The following is an 18,448-nucleotide window of genomic DNA, read 5'->3' as shown; positions in this document are numbered from 1 at the left end:
GCGACCATGCCGGGATGACGACCACGACCACTTCCGCGCCGCAGGCGCCCACCCGGGCCGACCGGGCCGCCGAGGGCAAGGCCGCCCGCGCCGCGGCGCCGAGGTCGAGCCACGCCGAGTTCACCCGCGACCCGGTGCGCGTCGACCCGCTCGCCCTGCTGGCGCGCCAGGACGCCACGCGGGTGCCCGAGCTGGTGCCGATCCGGTACGGGCGCATGGCCGTGTCGCCGTTCACCTACTTCCGGGGGGCCGCGCTGCCGATGGCCGCCGACCTCGCCACGACCCCGCGCACCGGGCTGACCGTGCAGGCGTGCGGTGACGCGCACCTGCTCAACTTCGGCATGTTCGCCTCGCCGGAGCGGCGCATGGTGTTCGACATCAACGACTTCGACGAGACGCTGCCGGGGCCGTGGGAGTGGGACGTCAAACGCCTCGCCGCGAGCCTGGAGATCGCCGCGCGCGACAACGGTCACCCGCCGCGCAACCGCCGCGCCGTCGTGCTCGCCTGCGTCGCCGAGTACCGGCGGGCGACGCGCGAGTTCGCCGCGTCGACCGCCCTCGACGTCTGGTACGCCCACGCCGACGTCGAGTCCGTGCGCGCGGCGTACGCGGGCCGGCTCGGTGCCGCGCGTCGCCGCAAGCTCGCCCACAACGTCGCCAAGGCGCGCACAAGGACCAACCTCGGTGCGCTGCGGCGGTTCGCCGAAGCGCGGGACGGCGGGCTGCGTATCGTCCCGGACCCGCCGCTGATCGTCCCGATCGACGACGTGGCGGGCGAAGGGCAGCACCGCGAGGAGGTGCGCGGGCGGCTCGCCAGCGTGGTCAAGGCGTACCGGGCCACGCTCGAACCGGAACGGCGCGCCCTGCTCGACCGCTACCGCATGGTCGACATCGCCCGCAAGGTCGTCGGCGTCGGCAGCGTCGGCACCCGGTGCTGGATGGTGCTGCTGCTCGGCAACGACGAGCACGACCCGCTGTTCCTCCAGGCGAAGGAGGCGGGTGCGTCGGTGCTCGCGGAGTTCACCGCGCCGAGCAGGTTCGGCAACGAGGGACGCAGGGTCGTGGTCGGGCAACGCCTGATGCAGACCGTGAGCGACATCTTCCTCGGCTGGGTCAGGGTCGAGGGTTTCGACGGCAGGACGCGGGATTTCTACCTCCGGCAGCTGCGGGACTGGAAGGGCTCGGCCGAGACGGAGTCGATGAATCCCGCCGTGCTGCGGGTCTACGGCAGGCTGTGCGCGTGGACGCTGGCGAGGGCGCACGCGCGCACCGGCGACGCCATCGCCATCGGCGCCTACCTCGGTTCGGGTGCCACGTTCGACGAGGCCGTCGCCGACTTCGCCGCCGCCTACGCCGACCAGAACGAGCGGGATCACGCGGCGCTCGTGGCCGCGATCGCCAAAGGGAGGGTGGACGCCGTCGCCGGGCAGTGACCTCATCCCGCGCGGGTGGTGCGCCGCACGCGCGCGGCGCGCATGCTGGAGGGCGTGACCACGCGCGACACCGGCAGGGCCCACGAGCCGGGTCGCATCGTGCCGCGACAGCGCAGGCGCCGCCGGCCGTTGCACGCCGCCGATCTGCGCATCGAGGCATGGGCCCCGACGATGCACGCCTGTTTCGCGGGAGCCGTGGGCGCGCTGGCGGAGAGCGTCCTCGGCCCCGGCCGTCGCGCGGTGTCGGCGAGGGTTCGGTTCGACGTGCGCGGCGACAATCCGAGTGTGCTGCTCGACCTCGTGCTGCAGCGGGTCATCTCGTTCCTTCCCAAGTACAACGCGATCGCCACGACAGCCGACGTGGCGCGCACCGACACCGGGCTGCGCGTGCGCTGCGAGCTGGTCGACGCCGGGGCCGTGGTGCTGCCCGGTCCGATCCCGAAGGGCGTGACCCGGGGCAGCGTGCTCTGCGAGCGGACCGAGCACGGCTGGTGGTGCGCGGCGGGGATCGACATCTGAGGCGGGGTAACGGAAAACCGGTTGCCGTCGGTGTTTGGATGGTCGGATGGATATCTCGTTGCTGCTGGCCTTCGTCGCGGCCGCCGCGGTGGTCAGTCTGGTCCCCGGCCCGGACATGATGTTCATCGTCGCCCACGGGGTGGCGCGAGGGCCGCGTGCGGGCGTGGTGGCGGCGCTCGGGATGTCCACGGGGCTCGCGGTGCACACCGTGGCCGCGGCGGCGGGGCTGGGCGCGCTCCTGCAGGCGGCGCCCGCCGTCCTCGACGCCGTGCGCCTCGTGGGCGCGGCGTTCCTGCTGTACCTGGCGTGGTCGGCGATCCGCTCGTCCAGGCAGCCGCTGACCGAGACGACCGACGCGGTGGCCAACGGCCGCCCGCTGCGCAAGACCTACGTGATGGCGGTGCTGACCAACCTCGCCAACCCCAAGGTGATCCTGTTCTACCTCGCGTTCTTCCCGCAGTTCGTGGTGGCGGACGGCGGGTGGCCGGTGTGGGCGCAGTTCCTCGTGCTGGGCGCGGTGTTCATCGTCGTCGGGTTCGCCATCGACGGGTCCGTGGGGCTGGCGACGGGTACGCTCTCGGCGCTGCTGCTGCGGCGCCCCGCCGTGCGCCGATGGCTGGACCGGCTCTCGGCGGCCATTTTCGGCGGGCTCGCGGTGCGCCTGGTCACCGATCAGAGTCGCTAGCCGAGCAGGACCCGGAGGCCGACCGCGACCATCACCACGGCGATGAACGCGTCGAGGAATCGCCACGCCGTCGGCCGGGAGAACACCGGTGCGAGCAGGCGGGCGCCGAAGCCGAGCGCGAGGAACCACAGGACGCTGCCGAGCGCCGCGCCCACGCCGAACCACCAGGGGTAAGCGGACTGGGTGTTGGCGACAGAGCCGAGCAGGATCACGGTGTCCAGGTAGACGCCCGGGTTGAGCCACGTGAACGCGAGGCACGTGCTCACGACGGCGGTGCGGGACGCCGGTGGCGCGTCGGGACCGGCGCGCAGTGCGTTCGGCCGCATCGCGCGCAGCGCGGCGAGCAGGCCGTAGCCGAACAGGAACGCGGCTCCGCCGATGCGCACGAGCTGGATGAGCCAAGCGCGGTCCTCCAGCAGGAAGCCCGCGCCTGCCACCCCGGCACCGATGAGCAGGACGTCGGAAAGGGCGCAGATCAACACGACCGTGAGCACGTGTTCGCGGCGAAGGCCCTGCTGGAGGACGAAGGTGTTCTGCGCCCCGATCACGACGATCAGGGACAAACTGAAGACGAGGCCCGTGACGGCGGTGGTCACGGAGGCGGAGACGAGCACACCTCGAAGCTAGGTCGCCCGCGAGCTGTCTTCCAGCTAATGATTCTTCAGTAGCATTAGAATTGCTGATGATGCATCTGGATACCGCCCAGCTGAGGGCACTCGCGGCGGCCGTTTCGGAGGGCACGTTCGACGCGGCGGCCCGCACGCTGCACGTCACGCCGTCCGCGGTGAGCCAGCGCGTGAAGGCGCTGGAGACCGCGGTGGGCCGCGTGCTGCTCACCCGCACGAAGCCGGTGCGGCCCACGCCCTCGGGGGAGACGCTGCTGCGCCTGGCCCGCCAGATCCAGGCGGTGACCGACGACGTCGCGCGCGAACTCGGTGACGACGACGTGCCGTCGGGGCCGCAGGTGATCCCGCTGGCGGTGAACGCCGACAGCATGGCGACGTGGTTCCTGCCCGCGCTCGCCTCGCTCGGTGGGTCGCTGGTCTTCGACCTGCACCGCAGCGACCAGGACCGTACGGCGGATCTGTTGCGGCAGGGTGCGGTGATGGCGGCCGTCACGGCGTCGGCGGAGCCGGTGCCGGGGTGCGTGATCGAGCGGCTGGGCAGCATGCGCTACCGGCCGATGGCCTCGCCCGCGTTCGCGCGGCGGTGGTTTCCCGGCGGCACGACGCCGGCCGAGCTGGCACACGCACCCGTGGTGGTCTTCGACCGCGACGACGACCTGCAGCACGAGTACCTGCGCCGCCGCACGCGCAGGCGGCTCGACCCGCCGAGGCATTTCGTGCCCGGCTCCACCGACTTCTACGAGGCGGTGCGGCTCGGCCTTGGCTGGGGCATGCTGCCGGACCTGCAGACCGCGCACGCGGCCGATGGCGAGTTCACCGACCTGGACCCGCGTGGCCACATCGACGTCCGTCTCTACTGGCAGCAGTGGCGGCTCCGTTCGGCGAGCCTCGACGCGGTCACCGACGCCATTCGCGCCGCCGCGGCGACCGCCCTGCGCTGACTGCCCCCCCCAAGGCCACCTTCGGTGCGCCCACCGTTCTCCCGCCACCACCCGAACGGAGGCGCTGACGAGCTGCCGCGTTGAATCCACGCAACAAAGGTGGCCTTGGGGGCAGGCGAGCGACCGCGAGTGCGGTGGTGACGGGGCTGCCGAGTTCTAACTGGTCCGCAGTGGACGGTCGCCAGGCCGGGTGGCCGACGCCGCAAGGCGCGCCGGCGACCCGACTGACGGGGCCCCGGCTGCCAGGCCCGCGAACGTCACCCGCGATACCCCTGTCGGGGAGCCCGAGCCCTGGCCGCGAACGCGGTGTCAGCTGAGGCTGCCTCAGTGGCCGGAAAAGCCGTTGGGGTGGCGATGGTCGCGCGTGGACCCGACGTCGTGGTAGGCGCCCGTCCCGGCCGAACAACGGCCGACTGGTTACCTCGGGAACGAGGTGACTTCACCCGCCGGGTGAGAAAACGTCCCCGATACCGGAAACACTACGCGCTCCGCTTCGAAAGCGCTGCCGGTTCCGGCAAGTATTTTCCCAACACGATCACGAGCGGTCTCGACGAGGGCCACGTGCCGCCGTCGCCGGTCGCCTGCGACCGTTGTCGCGGTGGCGGTCAGGCCGCCGAGGCGGGCTCGCAGGGCGCGCCGGCTCGTCGTCCTGCTCGCTGCGCGCGCTCACCGGCGGGGCGCGGAAGAGGGAGCGCCGTTCGCCGTCCCCGTTCGGCCTGACGGGCGTGAGCTCGGGGTAGTCGACGGGCCGCTCCTGCGGCGTGTGGCTGAACACCACGGGATGGATGGGGTTTCCGTGCGGCAGCGATGCTGAGCTCACGGGAAGCCTCCTCAGGGTCTGGTCGCGGCACGCAGTGGCGCCCCGACGGCATGGAGATGCCGGAGTACATCGGCGTAGGAGCCGATGACGCTGGTCTGGCTGTAGGGAAGGCCGCGCTGTGCGCAGAACCGCTGCACCAGGGGTTGTGCGTGGCGCAGGTTGGCGCGCGGCATTCCGGGAAAGAGGTGGTGCTCGATCTGGTAGTTCAGCCCACCGAGAGCGAAGTCGACGATGCGCCCGCCGCGGACGTTGCGGGAAGTGAGGACCTGCTTGCGCAGGTGGTCCAGCCGCTCGCCCTCCGGCAGCAGCGGCATGCCCTTGTGGTTGGGGGCGAAGGAACAGCCGAGGTAGACGCCCCACAAACCCTGGTGGACGGCGAGGAAAGCCAGTGCCTGCAAGGGAGAGAGAACCAGGAACACCGCGGTCAGGTAGCCCACGACGTGTGCTGCGAGCAGTACCGCTTCCAGCCGGTGGGCCTTGACCTCGCGGCGCAGAACCGCTTGCACGCTCGACACGTGCAGGCTCATTCCCTCCAAAGTGAGCAAAGGGAGGAACAGGAAGGCCTGGTACTTGGTGGTCCAGCGCGTGAGGCCACGTTTGGCCTGCGCCTGCGTGCTGGAGAAGGAGAGCAGCGGGATGTCGAGGTCGGGGTCGTCGTCCTCGTGGTTGGGATTGGCGTGATGCCGGTTGTGCTTGCTGACCCACCACGCGAAGCTGAGTCCCACCAGTGCGCCGTGCACGTGGCCGACGACGTTGTTGGCGCGCCGGCTCCGGAAGATCTGCCGGTGGCCCGCGTCGTGGCCGACGAAGGAGAGCTGGGCGAACACGACGGCGAGGAACACCGCGGTCAGCAACTGCCACCAGGACGAACCCAGCAGGGCGAACGCGGTCCAGCCGCCGGCCAGTAGCAGTGCGTTGACCACGAACCTCACCACGTACCGGTGGGAGCGCCGCGTCAGCAACCCGCGCTGCTTGATGATCTCGGAAAGCTCTGCGAAGTCGCTGGGTGCACGCGCGGATCGCGGTGCCGTTTCGGCGAATGTCATCTGAACCAGCGGTTTCTGTCGTCGTGGTGGCCGCGGTTCTCGCCACGGGGGGCGAAGCCCGCCGCCGGGAAGCAACCCGGCGGCGGGCTCGCTACAGGTGCGCTCAGAGCGCGCGAACGCCGGTGGCCTGCGGGCCCTTGGCGCCCTGACCGACCTCGAAGGCCACGCGCTGGCCTTCCTGGAGCTCGCGGAAGCCGCGGCCGTCGATCTCGGAGTAGTGCACGAAGACGTCAGCGCCTCCGCCGTCCACCGCGATGAAGCCGAAGCCCTTTTCGCCGTTGAACCACTTCACGGTTCCCTCTGCCATGGGGTGTCTCCTTCCAGGAGCTGTTACACCCGGCGCTCGCACCGTGCGAGGCCGGAAGCCGCAGGCGGTAGACGGCCACCGCTCTAGCTCATGGCAAGACACGCGACACGCCCGCACCGAAATTCCGCGGAGCGTGGGAAAACACGAACAACGCAAAACTCGCGACTATGTAGTCAACACCGAACCCGGCCGAAATGTTCCGGACGGTGTCGACGTCGTTGCCAACTCTACGCTATCCGAAGTGTTCCGGGTAGACGGCCCGGCTTGGACCTGGCGCGCGCCCTGCTCGCAGGCCGTAGGCTGGTCTCGAGCCGCGTTCCGGTATCGCTGTCCGGCGCGCACGACGACCGATGGAGGCACACCCGCATGAACCAGCCGAGATCGGGAGGGCGCAGGGTGCCCGGCGAGTTCGACCGCGCACGGGCCGCCGCGGCCCACGCGGACATCGAGTCGCAGGTCCAGGCCGCACGCACGGTGGCGGGGCACGCGGTCGACGTCGAGGACTGCCGGGAGCTGCTCGCCATGCTGGGCCTGCGGGATCTCGACGGTGTCCGGCCTCGCCGGCCGGCCGTCGCTCAGACCGCTGCCGACGGCGCGACCGCACTCGGGAGCGGACTCGCGGGCTATCTCGGCGCGGTGGCGCGGGCGCTCGGCGTGTCGGCGGGAGACGCTTCGTTCGAGGTCAGCGACACGGCCACCGCCCACCTGGCGCTCGCGCGCAAGAGCGCCCGCGGGCCGGACCGGGACCTGATGCTGCTCTGGAGCGAGCAGCGCGGGTGGAGCGTCTCCATCGCGGCGCGCCCCGCGGACCCCGCTGTGCTCGCCCGTCTCGGCGGCGACCTCGTGCCCGCCCCGCACATGGTGGCGAGCTTCGTCCGTGCCGTGCTGGCCGGGCACGGCGCTCCGACCGTACGGACCATCGTGCCGATGCCGAGGGACCGGCACGAGCTGGCCGCCCGCATGCGTGCGCACGTCGCCGACTGAACCGCTCACTCAGCCCGTCGTCGCAGGAGGACCGTCGTAGCGGCGCATCATGGCCGCGAGCGCCTCGCCGCCCGGCGCGGTCTCGCTGACGTCGGCCCGCACGCGTTGCCGCACGTCGGCCGGCATGTCCTGGCTCAGCTTGAACACGCTGCGCGCCGTCCTCACCCGCACCCGGAAGGCCACGACGTGCTCGACGAGCGAGGCGAACTTCTCCCGCGACGACGTCAGGTCCCAGCTCGGGTCGCGCTGCGACTCCAGCGCCAGCACCGTCTGCTCCACCACGTCCAGCGTCCCTGCGGGGCCATCGACCAGCTCCACCGTGCCCGTGAGGTGCACGGCCGCGTAGTTCCACGTCGGCACCGCCGGGGTGTAGCCGTATGCGGTGGGGGAGACGTAGCCGTCCGGGCCCGAGAACACGAGCAGCACCTCCCGCCCGGCGAGGTCCCGCCACTGCGGGTTCGCCCTCGCCAGGTGGCCGAGCAGCGTTGCACCCTCCCAGCTTCCGGGCAGGGGCTGCCCCTGCGGGAAGACCACCGGCAGGTGCGTGGCGACCGGTGCCCCGGCAGTGGGGGCGCTCACCAGCAGCGCGAAGGGATGCCGCCGCACCAGCTCGATCTCGTCCGCAGTGGACGGTGCGGCGTACCGCGCGAACTCGTGCACGTCAGCCTCCATCGCCGTGGCAGTGACTCTCACAGTGGGAGCCGCCCGGCGCGGGCACGTCGAGCGTCGGGTTGCGGTCGAAGAACCCCGCGGGCCTGAGCGTGAAGCCGCAGCGGTCCACCGGCATCACCGGCCAGTCCTCCAGCCTCGGGAAGTGCGTCAGGCCGAACGTGTGCCACACCACCAGGTCGGCGCCGTCGAGGTCGCGATCGTCCTTCGTGTACTCGGGCAGGCCGAGGCCCGCCGGGCTCTGGTTCACGAGGTCGCCCGCGGGAAAGCGCTCGGCCTCGTCGTAGCGGGTCACCCACAGGTGCTTGGTCGCGAACGCCGCCCTGCCGTGGATCGCCGAGTCCTCCGCGGCCAGCAGCGTCGGCAGGCCCTGCGGGGTGAGCACGTAGCCGGTCTCCCCGCCGAGCCGGTTGCGGCGCCGCGGGTTCACGATGTGCCACACGCGCCCGCGCTCCGGCGCCGCCATGCGCTGTGCCTCCCGTTCGCTGGTGAGCCTGCGCGCGGAGCGGGTGAACGCGTTGCCGAACGGGTTGCCCTCGCCCATCGGCACCCGCGCGACCTCCACCTCCTCGACGGCGTTGACGTCGCCGTCGACGGACATGTCGAGCCGGACGTTGAACAGGTGCTGGTGGTACGGCGCCGCGAGACCGGGCGCGACCTGCGAGGCGTACGGCGCGATCCGCTCGTCGTAGTGGGCGGTGAATACGATGCCGGTGGCCTTGCACTCCAGCTCGATCGTGCCGTCGAGGTAGAGGTACCAGTAGAAGCCGTAGTCGTAGTTGCCGACGGTGACGAAGAACGACACCACGAGCCTGCGCTGGCGGCGGGTCTGCCTGCTGCCGTTGGACGGGTCGGTGTGCTTCCACAGCACGCCGGCGTCCTCCTCGTGGATACAGATCGCGTTGGTCATGGTCGTCGGCTCGCCACCGCCGTCGGCCACCACGGCGTCGACGTAGGTGATCTCGCCGAGGCAGTCGCAGCCCAGCTCCAGCGAGTTGGCGAGCCTGCCGAGCTGGTACTCGCCGGTGTCGAAGTAGTTCTGCCAGAACCGGATCGGGCCGGGGTCGGCGTAGGGCACCACCATCTCGGCCACCGAGGCGCGGTAGACGATGGGCCGCAGCTCGCCGCCGTCGGTGAAGCCGAGCTGGTGCAGCACGAGGCCCTCGCGCATGTCGTAGCCGAGCCGCACGGACCAGTTCTCCCAGCGCAGCACGCCGTCCTCCAGCGTGAAGCTCGGGCCCTCCGGCTGCGTGATCTCGATGGGACGCTGGGTGGTCCTCGGCGGTCCGGCCACGGCGGGGTCGTCGTAGTCGCCGGACTCCTCCGGGATCGGCACCGCCCCGGTGTCGACGATCTCCACCACCTCCCGTGCGATCAGGTCCACGTAGGCGACGAGCCCGTCGACGGGGTGTGCCCAGACCATTGTGGACGGATCGGGCCGCCAGTGGGCGAGCACCCGGACGAGCCGCCTGCCCTGGTCAGGAATGGACTCGAAGCGGCCCGCGGAGAGCGCGGCGAGGTATACGTGCGAAGGGTCCTCGATGCCGCGCTTGCGCAGCGCGGCATGCCAGCCCTCGTCGGCGGCCATGATCTCGCGGACCACGTCGTGCTCCTCGGCGAGCACCGGCACCTGGCCGTGCTCACCGCGGATGGGCGTGCGGGCCCGTACGGTGCGGTCGGTCAGGCACACGCGCACGTCCTCGGCCGCGCCGTCGGCGACGTCCAGCAGTAACACCCTGGCAACACGCTCGACTTCCGCGCCGTCGCGTTCGTACCGGGCGACGGCGGCCTTGGCGGGCTCGGCGAGTCCGACGTAGGAGAACCGCGTCGTCTCCCGCAGCACGTCGCCTGCTTCGAGGATCTTGCGCACGTCCGTGATCTCGTCCGCGGTCAACGGCGCGAGCGGGTGTGGTTCCGTCACGTGACTCTCCTGGGATCTCAGCGAGTGCCGGAACGTTCCGGCATCGGATCGGAAGGCTAGCCGCCGCAGTCCCGCCGGTCAATGATCGGCAAACAGGGGTTGACGGGGAAGGGCTACCGCCGTTTAATCTCTGCCCATGTCGGAACGTTCCGGCATCCACAGGGCGGCACTGTACCGCGATCACGCCACGTCACCGCCGGAAAGCAGAGGTCCAATGCGGATCCCCCGAATCTTGTGCGCCGTCGCGGCGACCGCCGTGCTCGCGAGCTGTTCAGCGGCGCCTGTCAGCGACAACGCCCCGACGTCCGAAGTGCCCGGCTACCTCGCGGTCGCCGACGAGGCCGTCACCTCGGGTGGCACGCTCGACCTGCAGATGACCGTCGACAACGGCGCCCCGACCGGGCTCGACCCGCAGCTCGCGGACGTCGCGACGTCGTGGCAGCTGATGTCACTCGTCTACGAGACGCTCGTGACGGTCGGCCCCGACTTCTCCATCGAGCCAGCGCTCGCGGAGAGCTGGGACAACCCGAGCCCCACCGAGTACGTCTTCAACCTGCGCGAGGGCGTCACGTTCTCCAACGGCAGGGCGATGACCGCCGACGACGTCGTTGGCAGCTTCGAGCGCCTGCTCGCCGGCCAGGGCGTATGGAAGACGCAGATCGGTCCCGTGGAGAAGGTGTCCAAAGTCGACGACCGCACCGTCTCGGTGACACTGTCGAGCCCGTATCAGCCGTTCCTCGCGTCGCTCGCGAACGTCCCCGCCGCCGTGCTGCCCATGCAGGAGATCGAGGACGGCTCCGTGGACATCACCAAGGAGATGCTCGGCACCGGGCCGTTCGTGGTGAAGTCCCACCGGCAGGACGTCTCGTGGCAGTTCACGCGCCGCGACGGCTACTGGGCGGAGGGCAAGCCGTCGGCCGACACCGTCAACATCACCATCGCCGGGCAGGAACAGGCCAGGATGGCCGCACTGCAGAACGGCAGCGCCGACCTGGTGATGCTCGGCAACGTCGACGCGCCAGAACTGCTGAACGGCGTGCGCGGCACGGCCGTGGGCACCCAGGCCACCACCGACTTCTACTACCTGATGCTCAACAGCAACGCGCCCGGCGGGAAGTTCGACGACCCCCGCGTGCGCCAGGCGATCAACATCGCCATGGACCGCGACGCGATCGCCGACTCCGCGCTCGGCGGGCTCGGGAAACCCACCGGCGTCACGCCTGCCGGACTGCCCGGCTCGTGCGACCCCGCGCTGCTGCCCTCTGCGCGGGCCGACCTGGACCGCGCGCGGCAGCTGCTCAAGGAGGCCGGGGCCGAGAACCTCACCTTCGAGCTGGCGGCCTACTCCACCGCACCCGCGCCGGCGGTCGCGCAGGTGATCCAGCAGAACCTGCAGCGCATCGGCATCACTGTGAACATCGAGCAGCTCGACGAGGGCAGCTGGTCGGGCAAGGTATACGGCGAGGTGCCCGCGACGTTCGACGCCGCGCTGTCGTGGTTCGCCGGATACGCCGACGCCGCCATGGTCGGCAAGTGGTGGAACCCCGAGCAGGCGGGGTTCAACCTCGGCTTCATGGAGCCGAACGCGGAGCTCAACACCGCGATCGACAAAGCCATCGCGACGCCTGCCGGGCCGGAACGCGACACCGCGCTGCAACAGCTGTGCGACGCCGTGGACACGGACGCCCAGATGATTCCTCTGGTGACCAGGCCCGCGCTGATCGGCTACCGGTCCGACGCGCTGAGTCCCACGCTGTACGCCACCGAGGGCTACGGCAACGTCTTCCGTGGCATCGCCGACTTCCGGCTGCTCACCAAGTAGCGGGGGAGGGCAAGGGCCGTGCGACTGTTCTCGTGGTGGCTGCGCCGGGCACTGAGTGCGGTCGTCACCCTGTTCCTCGTCTCGATCCTGATCTTCGCCGCGTCCCGGCTGATGCCCGGCGGGTTCGCCGAGGTGGTGCTGGGGCCGTTCGCGACCCCCGAGCAGAAGGCCGAGGTGGCGGCGAAGTACGGGCTGGACGAGAGCATCGTCGTCCAGTACTGGTTGTGGCTCACCACGGCGCTCACCGGTGACTTCGGGATCTCGATGATCAGCGGCGAGCCGGTGACCACGGAGTTCGGCCTGCGGTTGCCGGTCACCGCCGAACTGGCCCTGTTCGGCGTGGCGGCGGCGCTCCTGATCGGCGTCCCGCTGGGCGTCTGGACCGCGGTGCGCGCGGGCGGGCGCCGGGGCAGGGCGGCGCTGGGCAGGCTCGCCAGCGGGCTCGGGGTGAGCGTGCCCGAGTTCGTGCTCGGCAGCATCGTGGTGTTCCTGTTCTCGCGCTACGCGCTCGGGCTCACCGTCGGCGGCTACGTGCCGGTCGGCGAGGACCCCGTGGGGAACCTCCAGTCCATGCTGTTGCCCGCCGCGGTGCTTTCGGTGTTCGTGATCGCGGTGACCGCGCGGACCACACGGGACGCGGTGCTGGGTGTGCTGGTGGAGCCCTACATCACGGCGGCGATCGCGCGCGGCGAGAGCCCCGGGTTCATCGTCGTGCGGCACGTCCTGCGCAACGCCTCGATCCCCGTCGTCACGGTGCTCACCACGGTGACCGCCTACCTGCTGGGTGGCGCGGTGATCATCGAGTACCTGTTCAACCTGCCCGGCGTGGGCACCTACATCGTGCAGGCGGTCGGCAGGCGCGACTACGCGGTGGTGCAGGCGGGCGTGCTGCTGGCGGCCGTGGTGTTCATCGTGATGAACACGCTGACCGACGCCGCGGCCGGTGTGCTCGACCCGAGGTTCGGCTCGGCGGCGAAGGGGCGGAAACGATGACCTGGTGGCGGGAATCCGACTGGCTGACGCGCTCGGGCCTGGTGTGCCTGGCCGTGCTGGTGCTCGTCACGGTCGTGGGCACCGTCTTCGGCATCGGCGGCGACCCCGGCGCGATGGTGGGGCCCCGGCTCGCCCCGCCCGGTGGTGAGTACCTGCTCGGGACGGACCAACTCGGCCGCTCGATGCTGCCGAGACTGTTCGAGGGCATCGGCACCACCCTGCTGTTGTCGACCCTCGCCGTGCTGGTGACCGCCGTGCTGGCGACGCTGCTCGGCATCGCGGCCGGTTATTACGGCGGCTGGCTCGGCGAGGTGGTGATGCGCCTGGTGGAGGTGCTGTACTCGTTTCCGACGATCGTGCTGGCGATCCTCGTCGCCGCCGTGGTCGGGCCGGGCCAGGCGGCCACGATGTGCAGCATCATCCTCATCACCATCCCGCTGATGACGCGGGTCGTGCGGGCGTCGGCCGTGACCGTGGCCGAGCGCGACTACGTGACCTCGGCCGTGATCAGCGGGGCGGGCTGGCCGCGCATCCTGATGCGGCACCTGGTGCCCAACCTCTCCGGCACCATCGCCGTGCAGGGCACCTACGCGCTCTCGGTGGGGATTCTCGTGGAGGGCGGGCTCAGCTTCCTCGGCTTCGGCGTGCAGCCGCCGCAGTCGTCGCTGGGCGCGCTGATCCAGCAGGGCAGCACGTACCTGCTCACGGCGCCGTGGCTGGTCATCGTTCCCGGGATCGTGCTCATCGTGGCGATCCTGGCCATCAACGTGTTCGGCGACGGTCTGCGGGACGGTCTCGAACCGAGGGAGGCTCGGTCGCTGGTATGACACACCTTCTGCAGATCGACGACCTCGTCGTCGACTACGCCTCCGGTGGGCGCACCGTGCGTGCGCTCGACGGCGCGGCGCTCACCGTGGAGGCGGGCGAGACCGTCGGCATCGTCGGCGAGTCGGGTTCGGGCAAGTCCACACTGGGCTCGGCGATCGGCGGCCTGCTGCCCGGCGCGGCGAAGGTCGTGAACGGTGCCGTGCGGGTGGACGGCGACGACGTGAACGCGTTGGGGCCGAAGCGGTTGCGGGCGCTGCGCCGCGAGCGGCTCGGTTACGTCTTCCAGGAACCCATCGGCTCGCTCGACCCCACCATGCGGGTCGGCAAACAGGTCGAGCTCGCGCTGCGCGGCCGCGGCACCAAGGCCGACGTGCTGCCCCACCTCGACCGCGTGCGGCTCAAGGACCCCGAGCGGGTGGCGAGGTCCTACCCGCACCAGCTCTCGGGCGGCATGGCGCAGCGCGTCGCCATCGCGATGGCTATGGCGGGCGGGCCGGAGATCCTGATCGCCGACGAGCCGACGGCCGCGCTGGACAGCCAGATCCGCGAGGAGGTGCTGGGGGTCATCTTCTCGCTCGCGGCCGAGTCCGGGACCACGATCCTGTGGCTCAGTCACGACCTGCCGGCCGTGGCCAAGCGCTGCTCGAGGGTCGTGGTGATGTACGGCGGTCGGGTGGTGGAGTCGGGGTCGGCGAGCGAGGTGCTCGCCGCACCCCGGCACCCCTACACCGCCGCGCTCGTGCGGGCCGTGCCCGGCGAGCTCGCCGAGGGCGAGCGGTTGGTGCCGATCCCAGGCCAGCCGCCGGTGCTCGACGGCCCCTCACGGGGCTGCGCGTTCGCGCCCCGTTGTCCGGACACCCACGAGGCGTGCTCGGCGGACAGGCCACCGCTGGTGTCGGTGGCCGAGCGCGACGTACTGTGCCATCTGGCGGAGGAAACGGTGGGTGCGGGGCGATGATCCTGGAACTCGAAGACGTGGGCGTCACGTTCACCTCGGGGCCGCCCTGGGCTCGCAGGCGGGTGCACGCGATGAAGGGCGTGGCACTGAGCCTGGCCGAGGGCGAGATCCTCGGCCTGGTGGGCGAGTCCGGGTCAGGCAAGACCACCACGAGCATGGTCGCGCTCGGACTGCGCAAGCCCACGTCCGGCACGGCGCTGTTCGAGGGCAAGCCGTTTCCCAAGCGGCGCAAGGCGCTCGCGGGCCGGATGCAGGCCGTGCTGCAGCATCCACAGTGGTCGCTCAACCCGCGCATGCGCGTCGGGCAGTGCGTGGCCGAGCCGCTGGTGGTGCTCGGCGGCGCGACGAAGGACGAGGTCACCGAACGGGTTCTGGAGACCCTCGGCCAGGTGGGCCTCGACGAGTCGTTCGCGCGCCGCTACCCGCACCAGCTCTCCGGAGGGCAGCGTCAGCGCGTGTCGATCGCGCGGGCGCTGGTCACGCGGCCGCCGTTCGTCGTCTTCGACGAGGCGGTGAGCGCGCTGGACGTGTCGGTGCAGGCCCAGATCCTCAACCTCATCAAGGACCTGCGCGCGGAGTTCGCCTTCGCCGCGCTGTTCATCAGTCATGACGTCGGCGCGGTGCGCTACGTCGCCGACCGGGTCGCGGTGATGCGCTACGGCGAGGTGGTGGAGACCGCGCCCGCCGCCGTCTTCTTCGGCACCCCCGAACACGAGTATTCGAGGCAACTAGTGGAGGCTTTGTGAGCACGACCAACGGCGTCGCCAACCGGCTGGCCAAGCCGTCGGCGTACGCGGCGGGCGCGGTGACCAACGACGACCTGGCGCTGACCCCGCAGCCGAGCCCCGGCAGCGCGACGGTGTCGTTCGACCTGCCGGGCGTGTTCGTCGGCACCGCCGAGTACGCGGAGGGGCCAACGGGCTGCACGGTGATCCACGTGCCCCGGGGCGCACGCACCGCCGTCGACGCGCGCGGCGGCGCGGTCGGCATGTCCGGCGGGTACGACTTCCACCACGCGATCGTGCTCGCGGGAGGATCGGTGTACGGGCTGGAGGCCGCGGCGGGCGTGAGCACGGAGTTGCTGCATCGCGCGGAGAACCGCACGCACTGGGCCGCACTTCAGCACGTCTCCGGTGCCGTGATCTACGACTTCTCGACACGCGACACGGCGATCGCGCCCGACACCGCACTGGGCCGGGCCGCGCTGAACAACGCCGTGGAAGGCGAGTTCCCGGTCGGGCGCTGCGGCGCGGGGCGGTCCGCCTCCGTCGGCAAGATCGACTTCTCGCGGGCCGAGTTCGCGGGTCAGGGCGCGGCGTTCGGGCAGTACGGCGAGGCGAAGGTGCTCGTGGCGACAGTGGTCAACGCGGTGGGCGTGGTGGTCGACCGCGACGGCACCGTGGTGCGCGGCAACTACCACCCCGAGACCGGCGAACGCCACGTGCCCGCGGTCGACTACGCGGCCGCGACGGAGGGCGTTGGCGAGGCCCGCACGGCCTCGGGCAACACGACGTTGACCGTGGTGGTCACCAATGCCAAGCTCACCGACGTGGCGCTGAAGCAGTTCGCGACCCAGGTGCACAGCTCGATGCACCGGGCCATCCACCCGTTCCACACCGAGCTCGACGGCGACACCCTCTTCGCGCTCACCACCGACGAGGTGGAGCTGCGGGGCGTCAACCCGACCGGGTTCGGCGCGCTGGCCTCCGAGGTCGCGTGGGACGCCGTCCTGTCGAGCGTCCGATGAGCAAACCGCTCCCGCTGGTTCCGCACCACGTCAGCACCGAGACCGGTGCCCGCGCACGCGGCCGCGCACTCGGCGAGGCGTGCCGCGACGGGATCCACGAGACCTTCGCCGGGTACGCGAGCCTGTTCGCCGCGCACGGTCTGCACCCGCACCACGTCCGCGACCACGGTCGCAAGGCGCTCGCCGAGGTCGGCGCCTGGGCGCCGTACCTCGCCGACGAGATCGCGGGCATCGCGGAGGGCAGCGGCCTTTCGGCGTGGAAGGTCGGCGCGCTCAACGCCCGCACCGAGATCCTCGCCGCCGCCGACGTCACCGGCGAGGGCGAGTGCTCCACGTCGGTTGTGCTGCCCGGCGACGGCACGCCGCCACGCACGGTGCAGACGTGGGACTGGCACGACGTCCTGCGCGACGCGATGCTCGCGTGGACGCTCGAACCCGCGCCGGGGCGCAGGGTCGCGACGTTCACGGAGCACGGCGTGGTCGGCAAGATCGGCGTCAACGACGCGGGGCTGGGGGTGCACTTCAACGTGCTGCGCCACCGGTCCGACAGCGCCGACATCGGCGTTCCGGTGCACGCCGTGGCCAGGCGGGTGCTCGACGAGGGGACCACGGTGGCCGACGCGGTGCGCATCGCGCGCTCGGCCAGGCTGTCGGCGTCGACCGTGCTCACCGTGGTCACGCACGACGACGCGCGCTGCCTCGAACTGTCCCCGGCCGGCGTCGCCGAGGTCTACCCGGAGGACGGTTTCCTCACGCACGCCAACCATTTCCTCGACCCCGAGCTGGCCAGGGGAGAGCGCACGACGGCGGACGTGTCGAGCACGTTCGAGCGCGGCACGTGGCTGCGCGAACGCGCTGCCGCGCTGCGGGCCGACGACCTCACGGAGCGTGCGCACGCGTTGCGCGCCCACGGTGAGGACGGCGCGCCGGTGTGCGCGCACGCCGAGGAGACGTTGCCCGCGCATCAGCGCTGGGAGAGCCTGGCGACGATCAGCATCGACGTCACCGACCGGCGCCTGCACGTCCACCGCGGCGGGCCGTGCCAGGTCGGCGAGGAGTCGTGGCTCACCTGCTCCGCCGGGTTGACCGCCGTTCGTTGAGCTCGATGGGCTGCGCGCGCACCGTGCCGCGCGGCGCCTCACCGGTGAGGATGTCGAACAGCAGCCGCGCGCACGCCGCGCCGGCCTCGCGCGGGCGCAGGTCGATCGCCGTGATCGGCGGGTCGGTGTGGTTGAGCGCGGCACTGTCCACACAGGACGCCAGGAGCAGGTCGTCGCCGATGCGGCGGCCCGCGGCGCGGAGCACCGGCAGCACCGCCGACGCCGCGCCGTCGGGCGCGCACACCAGCGCGTCCACGGCCTCCTCGGCGTTGAGCAGCGCGCGCACGTTCTCCTGCATCACGGCGGTGGGCGACCCGAACGCCATCTCCCGCAGCCGTGCGCGCAGGCCGGCCCGCTCGCACCAGGCCAGGTATGCCCGTTGCAGGGTCCGGCCCCAGTCGGTGACCGTGCTCGACGCGAGGAACGCGATGTCGCGCGCGCCCTGCGCGTGGAGGTGGTCGAGCAGCTCGTCGAGCATCGTGGCGTGGTCGGAGAGCACCACTCCGGCCGGTTCCGCGTCGCCGGTGAACCGCTCGCACGTGACGACGGGAACCGAAGAATCGAGCAGCCCGCGCACCACCGTGTCGGTTTCCAGGGGGTCGCCGAGCACGACGCCGTCGACACGGTGGAACCGGCGGGACGGCAGGTGCTGTGCGGTGAGCAGCGTGACGTCGTAGTCCATCCGCGCGGCCTGGTCGACCACGCCGAAGACGAAGGACATGTAGTACTCGGAGCGCGTCAGCACCTCCGGCAGGTGCAGACCGATCGTGCCGGTGCTCGCCATGCGCAGCGAGCGGGCGACCGGGTTGGGCGAGTAGCCGAGCCGGTTGGCGACGGCGACCACGTGCTCGCGCGTCTTCTCCGAGACCCGGCCGGAGTTGCGCAACGCGTCCGATGCCGTCGTCTTCGACACGCCTGCGGCCTTCGCCACCGCGATGAGGTTCACCGGCTCCTGCTCGCGCACACTGGGAACGATAGCCGCTGAACGGCCTTCCAGCCTGGTCGGGGCGCGGATTCCGAACCCCCGTCCACAGTGGAAGCTCCACTCG

The 18,448-nt window shown here is 71.4% G+C and carries 19 protein-coding genes; 12 read left to right on the top strand and 7 right to left on the bottom strand.

Annotated features, from left to right (window positions below; all coding sequences use genetic code 11):
- Positions 1–14: 14 nt before the first annotated feature.
- From DI005_RS06695 to DI005_RS06685, 3 genes are read left to right on the top strand one after another with little or no spacing between them, the layout of a single operon-like run.
- Positions 15–1,433, top strand: a complete 1,419-nt coding sequence (locus tag DI005_RS06695; RefSeq protein ID WP_113641565.1) for a DUF2252 domain-containing protein — start codon at positions 15–17, stop codon at positions 1,431–1,433.
- Between the two features lie 54 nt (positions 1,434–1,487).
- Complete coding sequence (locus DI005_RS06690) at positions 1,488–1,952, top strand: archease (protein WP_158559777.1); 465 nt, start codon at positions 1,488–1,490, stop codon at positions 1,950–1,952.
- A 46-nt stretch (positions 1,953–1,998) separates the two neighbouring features.
- On the top strand, positions 1,999–2,637 hold the full coding sequence (locus DI005_RS06685; RefSeq protein WP_112271553.1) for a LysE family translocator: 639 nt from the start codon (positions 1,999–2,001) through the stop codon (positions 2,635–2,637).
- Here the strand turns inward: DI005_RS06685 and DI005_RS06680 are convergent.
- Entirely contained in the window at positions 2,634–3,251 is a 618-nt protein-coding gene (locus DI005_RS06680) for a LysE/ArgO family amino acid transporter (RefSeq protein ID WP_233520017.1), read from the bottom strand. The two genes, DI005_RS06685 and DI005_RS06680, sit on opposite strands and share 4 nt — an antisense overlap.
- A gap of 71 nt (positions 3,252–3,322) precedes the next feature.
- Between DI005_RS06680 and DI005_RS06675 the strand changes: the two genes are divergently transcribed.
- Positions 3,323–4,204, top strand: a complete 882-nt coding sequence (locus DI005_RS06675; RefSeq protein WP_113641628.1) for a LysR family transcriptional regulator ArgP — start codon at positions 3,323–3,325, stop codon at positions 4,202–4,204.
- Positions 4,205–4,739: 535 nt separating this feature from the next.
- Here the strand turns inward: DI005_RS06675 and DI005_RS37890 are convergent.
- From DI005_RS37890 to DI005_RS06665, 3 genes are all read right to left on the bottom strand, one after another.
- Positions 4,740–5,024 (bottom strand): hypothetical protein, encoded by a 285-nt coding sequence (locus tag DI005_RS37890; protein ID WP_137094568.1) that lies wholly within the window; start codon positions 5,022–5,024, stop codon positions 4,740–4,742.
- An 11-nt stretch (positions 5,025–5,035) separates the two neighbouring features.
- Positions 5,036–6,070, bottom strand: coding sequence for an acyl-CoA desaturase (locus DI005_RS06670; protein ID WP_112271555.1), 1,035 nt, complete (start codon positions 6,068–6,070; stop codon positions 5,036–5,038).
- A 103-nt stretch (positions 6,071–6,173) separates the two neighbouring features.
- Positions 6,174–6,377, bottom strand: coding sequence for a cold-shock protein (locus DI005_RS06665; protein ID WP_110341819.1), 204 nt, complete (start codon positions 6,375–6,377; stop codon positions 6,174–6,176).
- Between the two features lie 366 nt (positions 6,378–6,743).
- Here DI005_RS06665 and DI005_RS06660 point away from each other — a divergent pair, with 366 nt between their 5' ends.
- On the top strand, positions 6,744–7,361 hold the full coding sequence (locus DI005_RS06660) for a DUF6292 family protein (protein ID WP_112271557.1): 618 nt from the start codon (positions 6,744–6,746) through the stop codon (positions 7,359–7,361).
- 9 nt (positions 7,362–7,370) lie between these two features.
- Here DI005_RS06660 and DI005_RS06655 read toward each other — a convergent pair whose 3' ends face one another.
- Positions 7,371–8,021: an FMN-binding negative transcriptional regulator gene (locus DI005_RS06655; RefSeq protein WP_158303085.1), complete on the bottom strand. Its 651-nt coding sequence runs from the start codon at positions 8,019–8,021 to the stop codon at positions 7,371–7,373.
- 1 nt (position 8,022) lies between these two features.
- The gene (locus DI005_RS06650; RefSeq protein ID WP_113641563.1) at positions 8,023–9,951 is read right to left on the bottom strand and encodes a primary-amine oxidase; all 1,929 of its coding nucleotides are present in this window, start codon (positions 9,949–9,951) and stop codon (positions 8,023–8,025) included.
- Positions 9,952–10,165: 214 nt separating this feature from the next.
- Between DI005_RS06650 and DI005_RS06645 the strand changes: the two genes are divergently transcribed.
- Genes DI005_RS06645 through DI005_RS06615 form a run of 7 tightly spaced genes read left to right on the top strand, consistent with a single transcriptional unit; the run spans position 10,166 to position 17,399 of the window.
- Entirely contained in the window at positions 10,166–11,773 is a 1,608-nt protein-coding gene (locus tag DI005_RS06645) for an ABC transporter substrate-binding protein (protein WP_158303086.1), read from the top strand.
- Positions 11,774–11,791: 18 nt separating this feature from the next.
- Positions 11,792–12,766 carry an ABC transporter permease gene (locus DI005_RS06640; protein WP_113641561.1) on the top strand — a complete coding sequence of 325 codons (975 nt, stop codon included), beginning with the start codon at positions 11,792–11,794 and terminating at the stop codon, positions 12,764–12,766.
- Positions 12,763–13,593, top strand: coding sequence for an ABC transporter permease (locus DI005_RS06635; protein ID WP_113641560.1), 831 nt, complete (start codon positions 12,763–12,765; stop codon positions 13,591–13,593). Before DI005_RS06640 ends, DI005_RS06635 begins: the two co-directional genes overlap by 4 nt.
- A complete protein-coding gene (locus DI005_RS06630; RefSeq protein ID WP_113641559.1) occupies positions 13,590–14,552 on the top strand; it encodes an ABC transporter ATP-binding protein in 963 nt (320 codons plus the stop codon). Before DI005_RS06635 ends, DI005_RS06630 begins: the two co-directional genes overlap by 4 nt.
- Entirely contained in the window at positions 14,549–15,298 is a 750-nt protein-coding gene (locus tag DI005_RS06625; RefSeq protein WP_113641558.1) for an ABC transporter ATP-binding protein, read from the top strand. The genes DI005_RS06630 and DI005_RS06625 overlap by 4 nt, the downstream gene beginning before the upstream one ends.
- Positions 15,295–16,299, top strand: a complete 1,005-nt coding sequence (locus DI005_RS06620) for a P1 family peptidase (protein ID WP_112271571.1) — start codon at positions 15,295–15,297, stop codon at positions 16,297–16,299. Before DI005_RS06625 ends, DI005_RS06620 begins: the two co-directional genes overlap by 4 nt.
- Entirely contained in the window at positions 16,296–17,399 is a 1,104-nt protein-coding gene (locus tag DI005_RS06615) for a C45 family peptidase (RefSeq protein WP_113641557.1), read from the top strand. Before DI005_RS06620 ends, DI005_RS06615 begins: the two co-directional genes overlap by 4 nt.
- Here DI005_RS06615 and DI005_RS06610 read toward each other — a convergent pair.
- A complete protein-coding gene (locus DI005_RS06610; protein WP_112271573.1) occupies positions 17,365–18,363 on the bottom strand; it encodes a LacI family DNA-binding transcriptional regulator in 999 nt (332 codons plus the stop codon). The genes DI005_RS06615 and DI005_RS06610 overlap by 35 nt on opposite strands.
- Positions 18,364–18,448 lie beyond the last annotated feature (85 nt).

This window comes from Prauserella sp. PE36 (genome assembly GCF_003311655.1).
Lineage (GTDB): Bacteria > Actinomycetota > Actinomycetes > Mycobacteriales > Pseudonocardiaceae > Prauserella_A > Prauserella_A endophytica.
This window is presented reverse-complemented; position numbering and strand designations above follow the sequence as displayed.

Coding starts and splice junctions, on each gene's coding strand:
- DI005_RS06635 (WP_113641560.1), top strand. CDS start 12,763: ATGACCTGGTGGCGGGAATCCGACTGGCTGACGCGCTCGGGCCTGGTG.
- DI005_RS06675 (WP_113641628.1), top strand. CDS start 3,323: ATGCATCTGGATACCGCCCAGCTGAGGGCACTCGCGGCGGCCGTTTCG.
- DI005_RS06665 (WP_110341819.1), bottom strand. CDS start 6,377: ATGGCAGAGGGAACCGTGAAGTGGTTCAACGGCGAAAAGGGCTTCGGC.
- DI005_RS06695 (WP_113641565.1), top strand. CDS start 15: ATGACGACCACGACCACTTCCGCGCCGCAGGCGCCCACCCGGGCCGAC.
- DI005_RS06630 (WP_113641559.1), top strand. CDS start 13,590: ATGACACACCTTCTGCAGATCGACGACCTCGTCGTCGACTACGCCTCC.
- DI005_RS06625 (WP_113641558.1), top strand. CDS start 14,549: ATGATCCTGGAACTCGAAGACGTGGGCGTCACGTTCACCTCGGGGCCG.
- DI005_RS06685 (WP_112271553.1), top strand. CDS start 1,999: ATGGATATCTCGTTGCTGCTGGCCTTCGTCGCGGCCGCCGCGGTGGTC.
- DI005_RS06645 (WP_158303086.1), top strand. CDS start 10,166: ATGCGGATCCCCCGAATCTTGTGCGCCGTCGCGGCGACCGCCGTGCTC.
- DI005_RS06660 (WP_112271557.1), top strand. CDS start 6,744: ATGAACCAGCCGAGATCGGGAGGGCGCAGGGTGCCCGGCGAGTTCGAC.
- DI005_RS06670 (WP_112271555.1), bottom strand. CDS start 6,070: ATGACATTCGCCGAAACGGCACCGCGATCCGCGCGTGCACCCAGCGAC.
- DI005_RS06615 (WP_113641557.1), top strand. CDS start 16,296: ATGAGCAAACCGCTCCCGCTGGTTCCGCACCACGTCAGCACCGAGACC.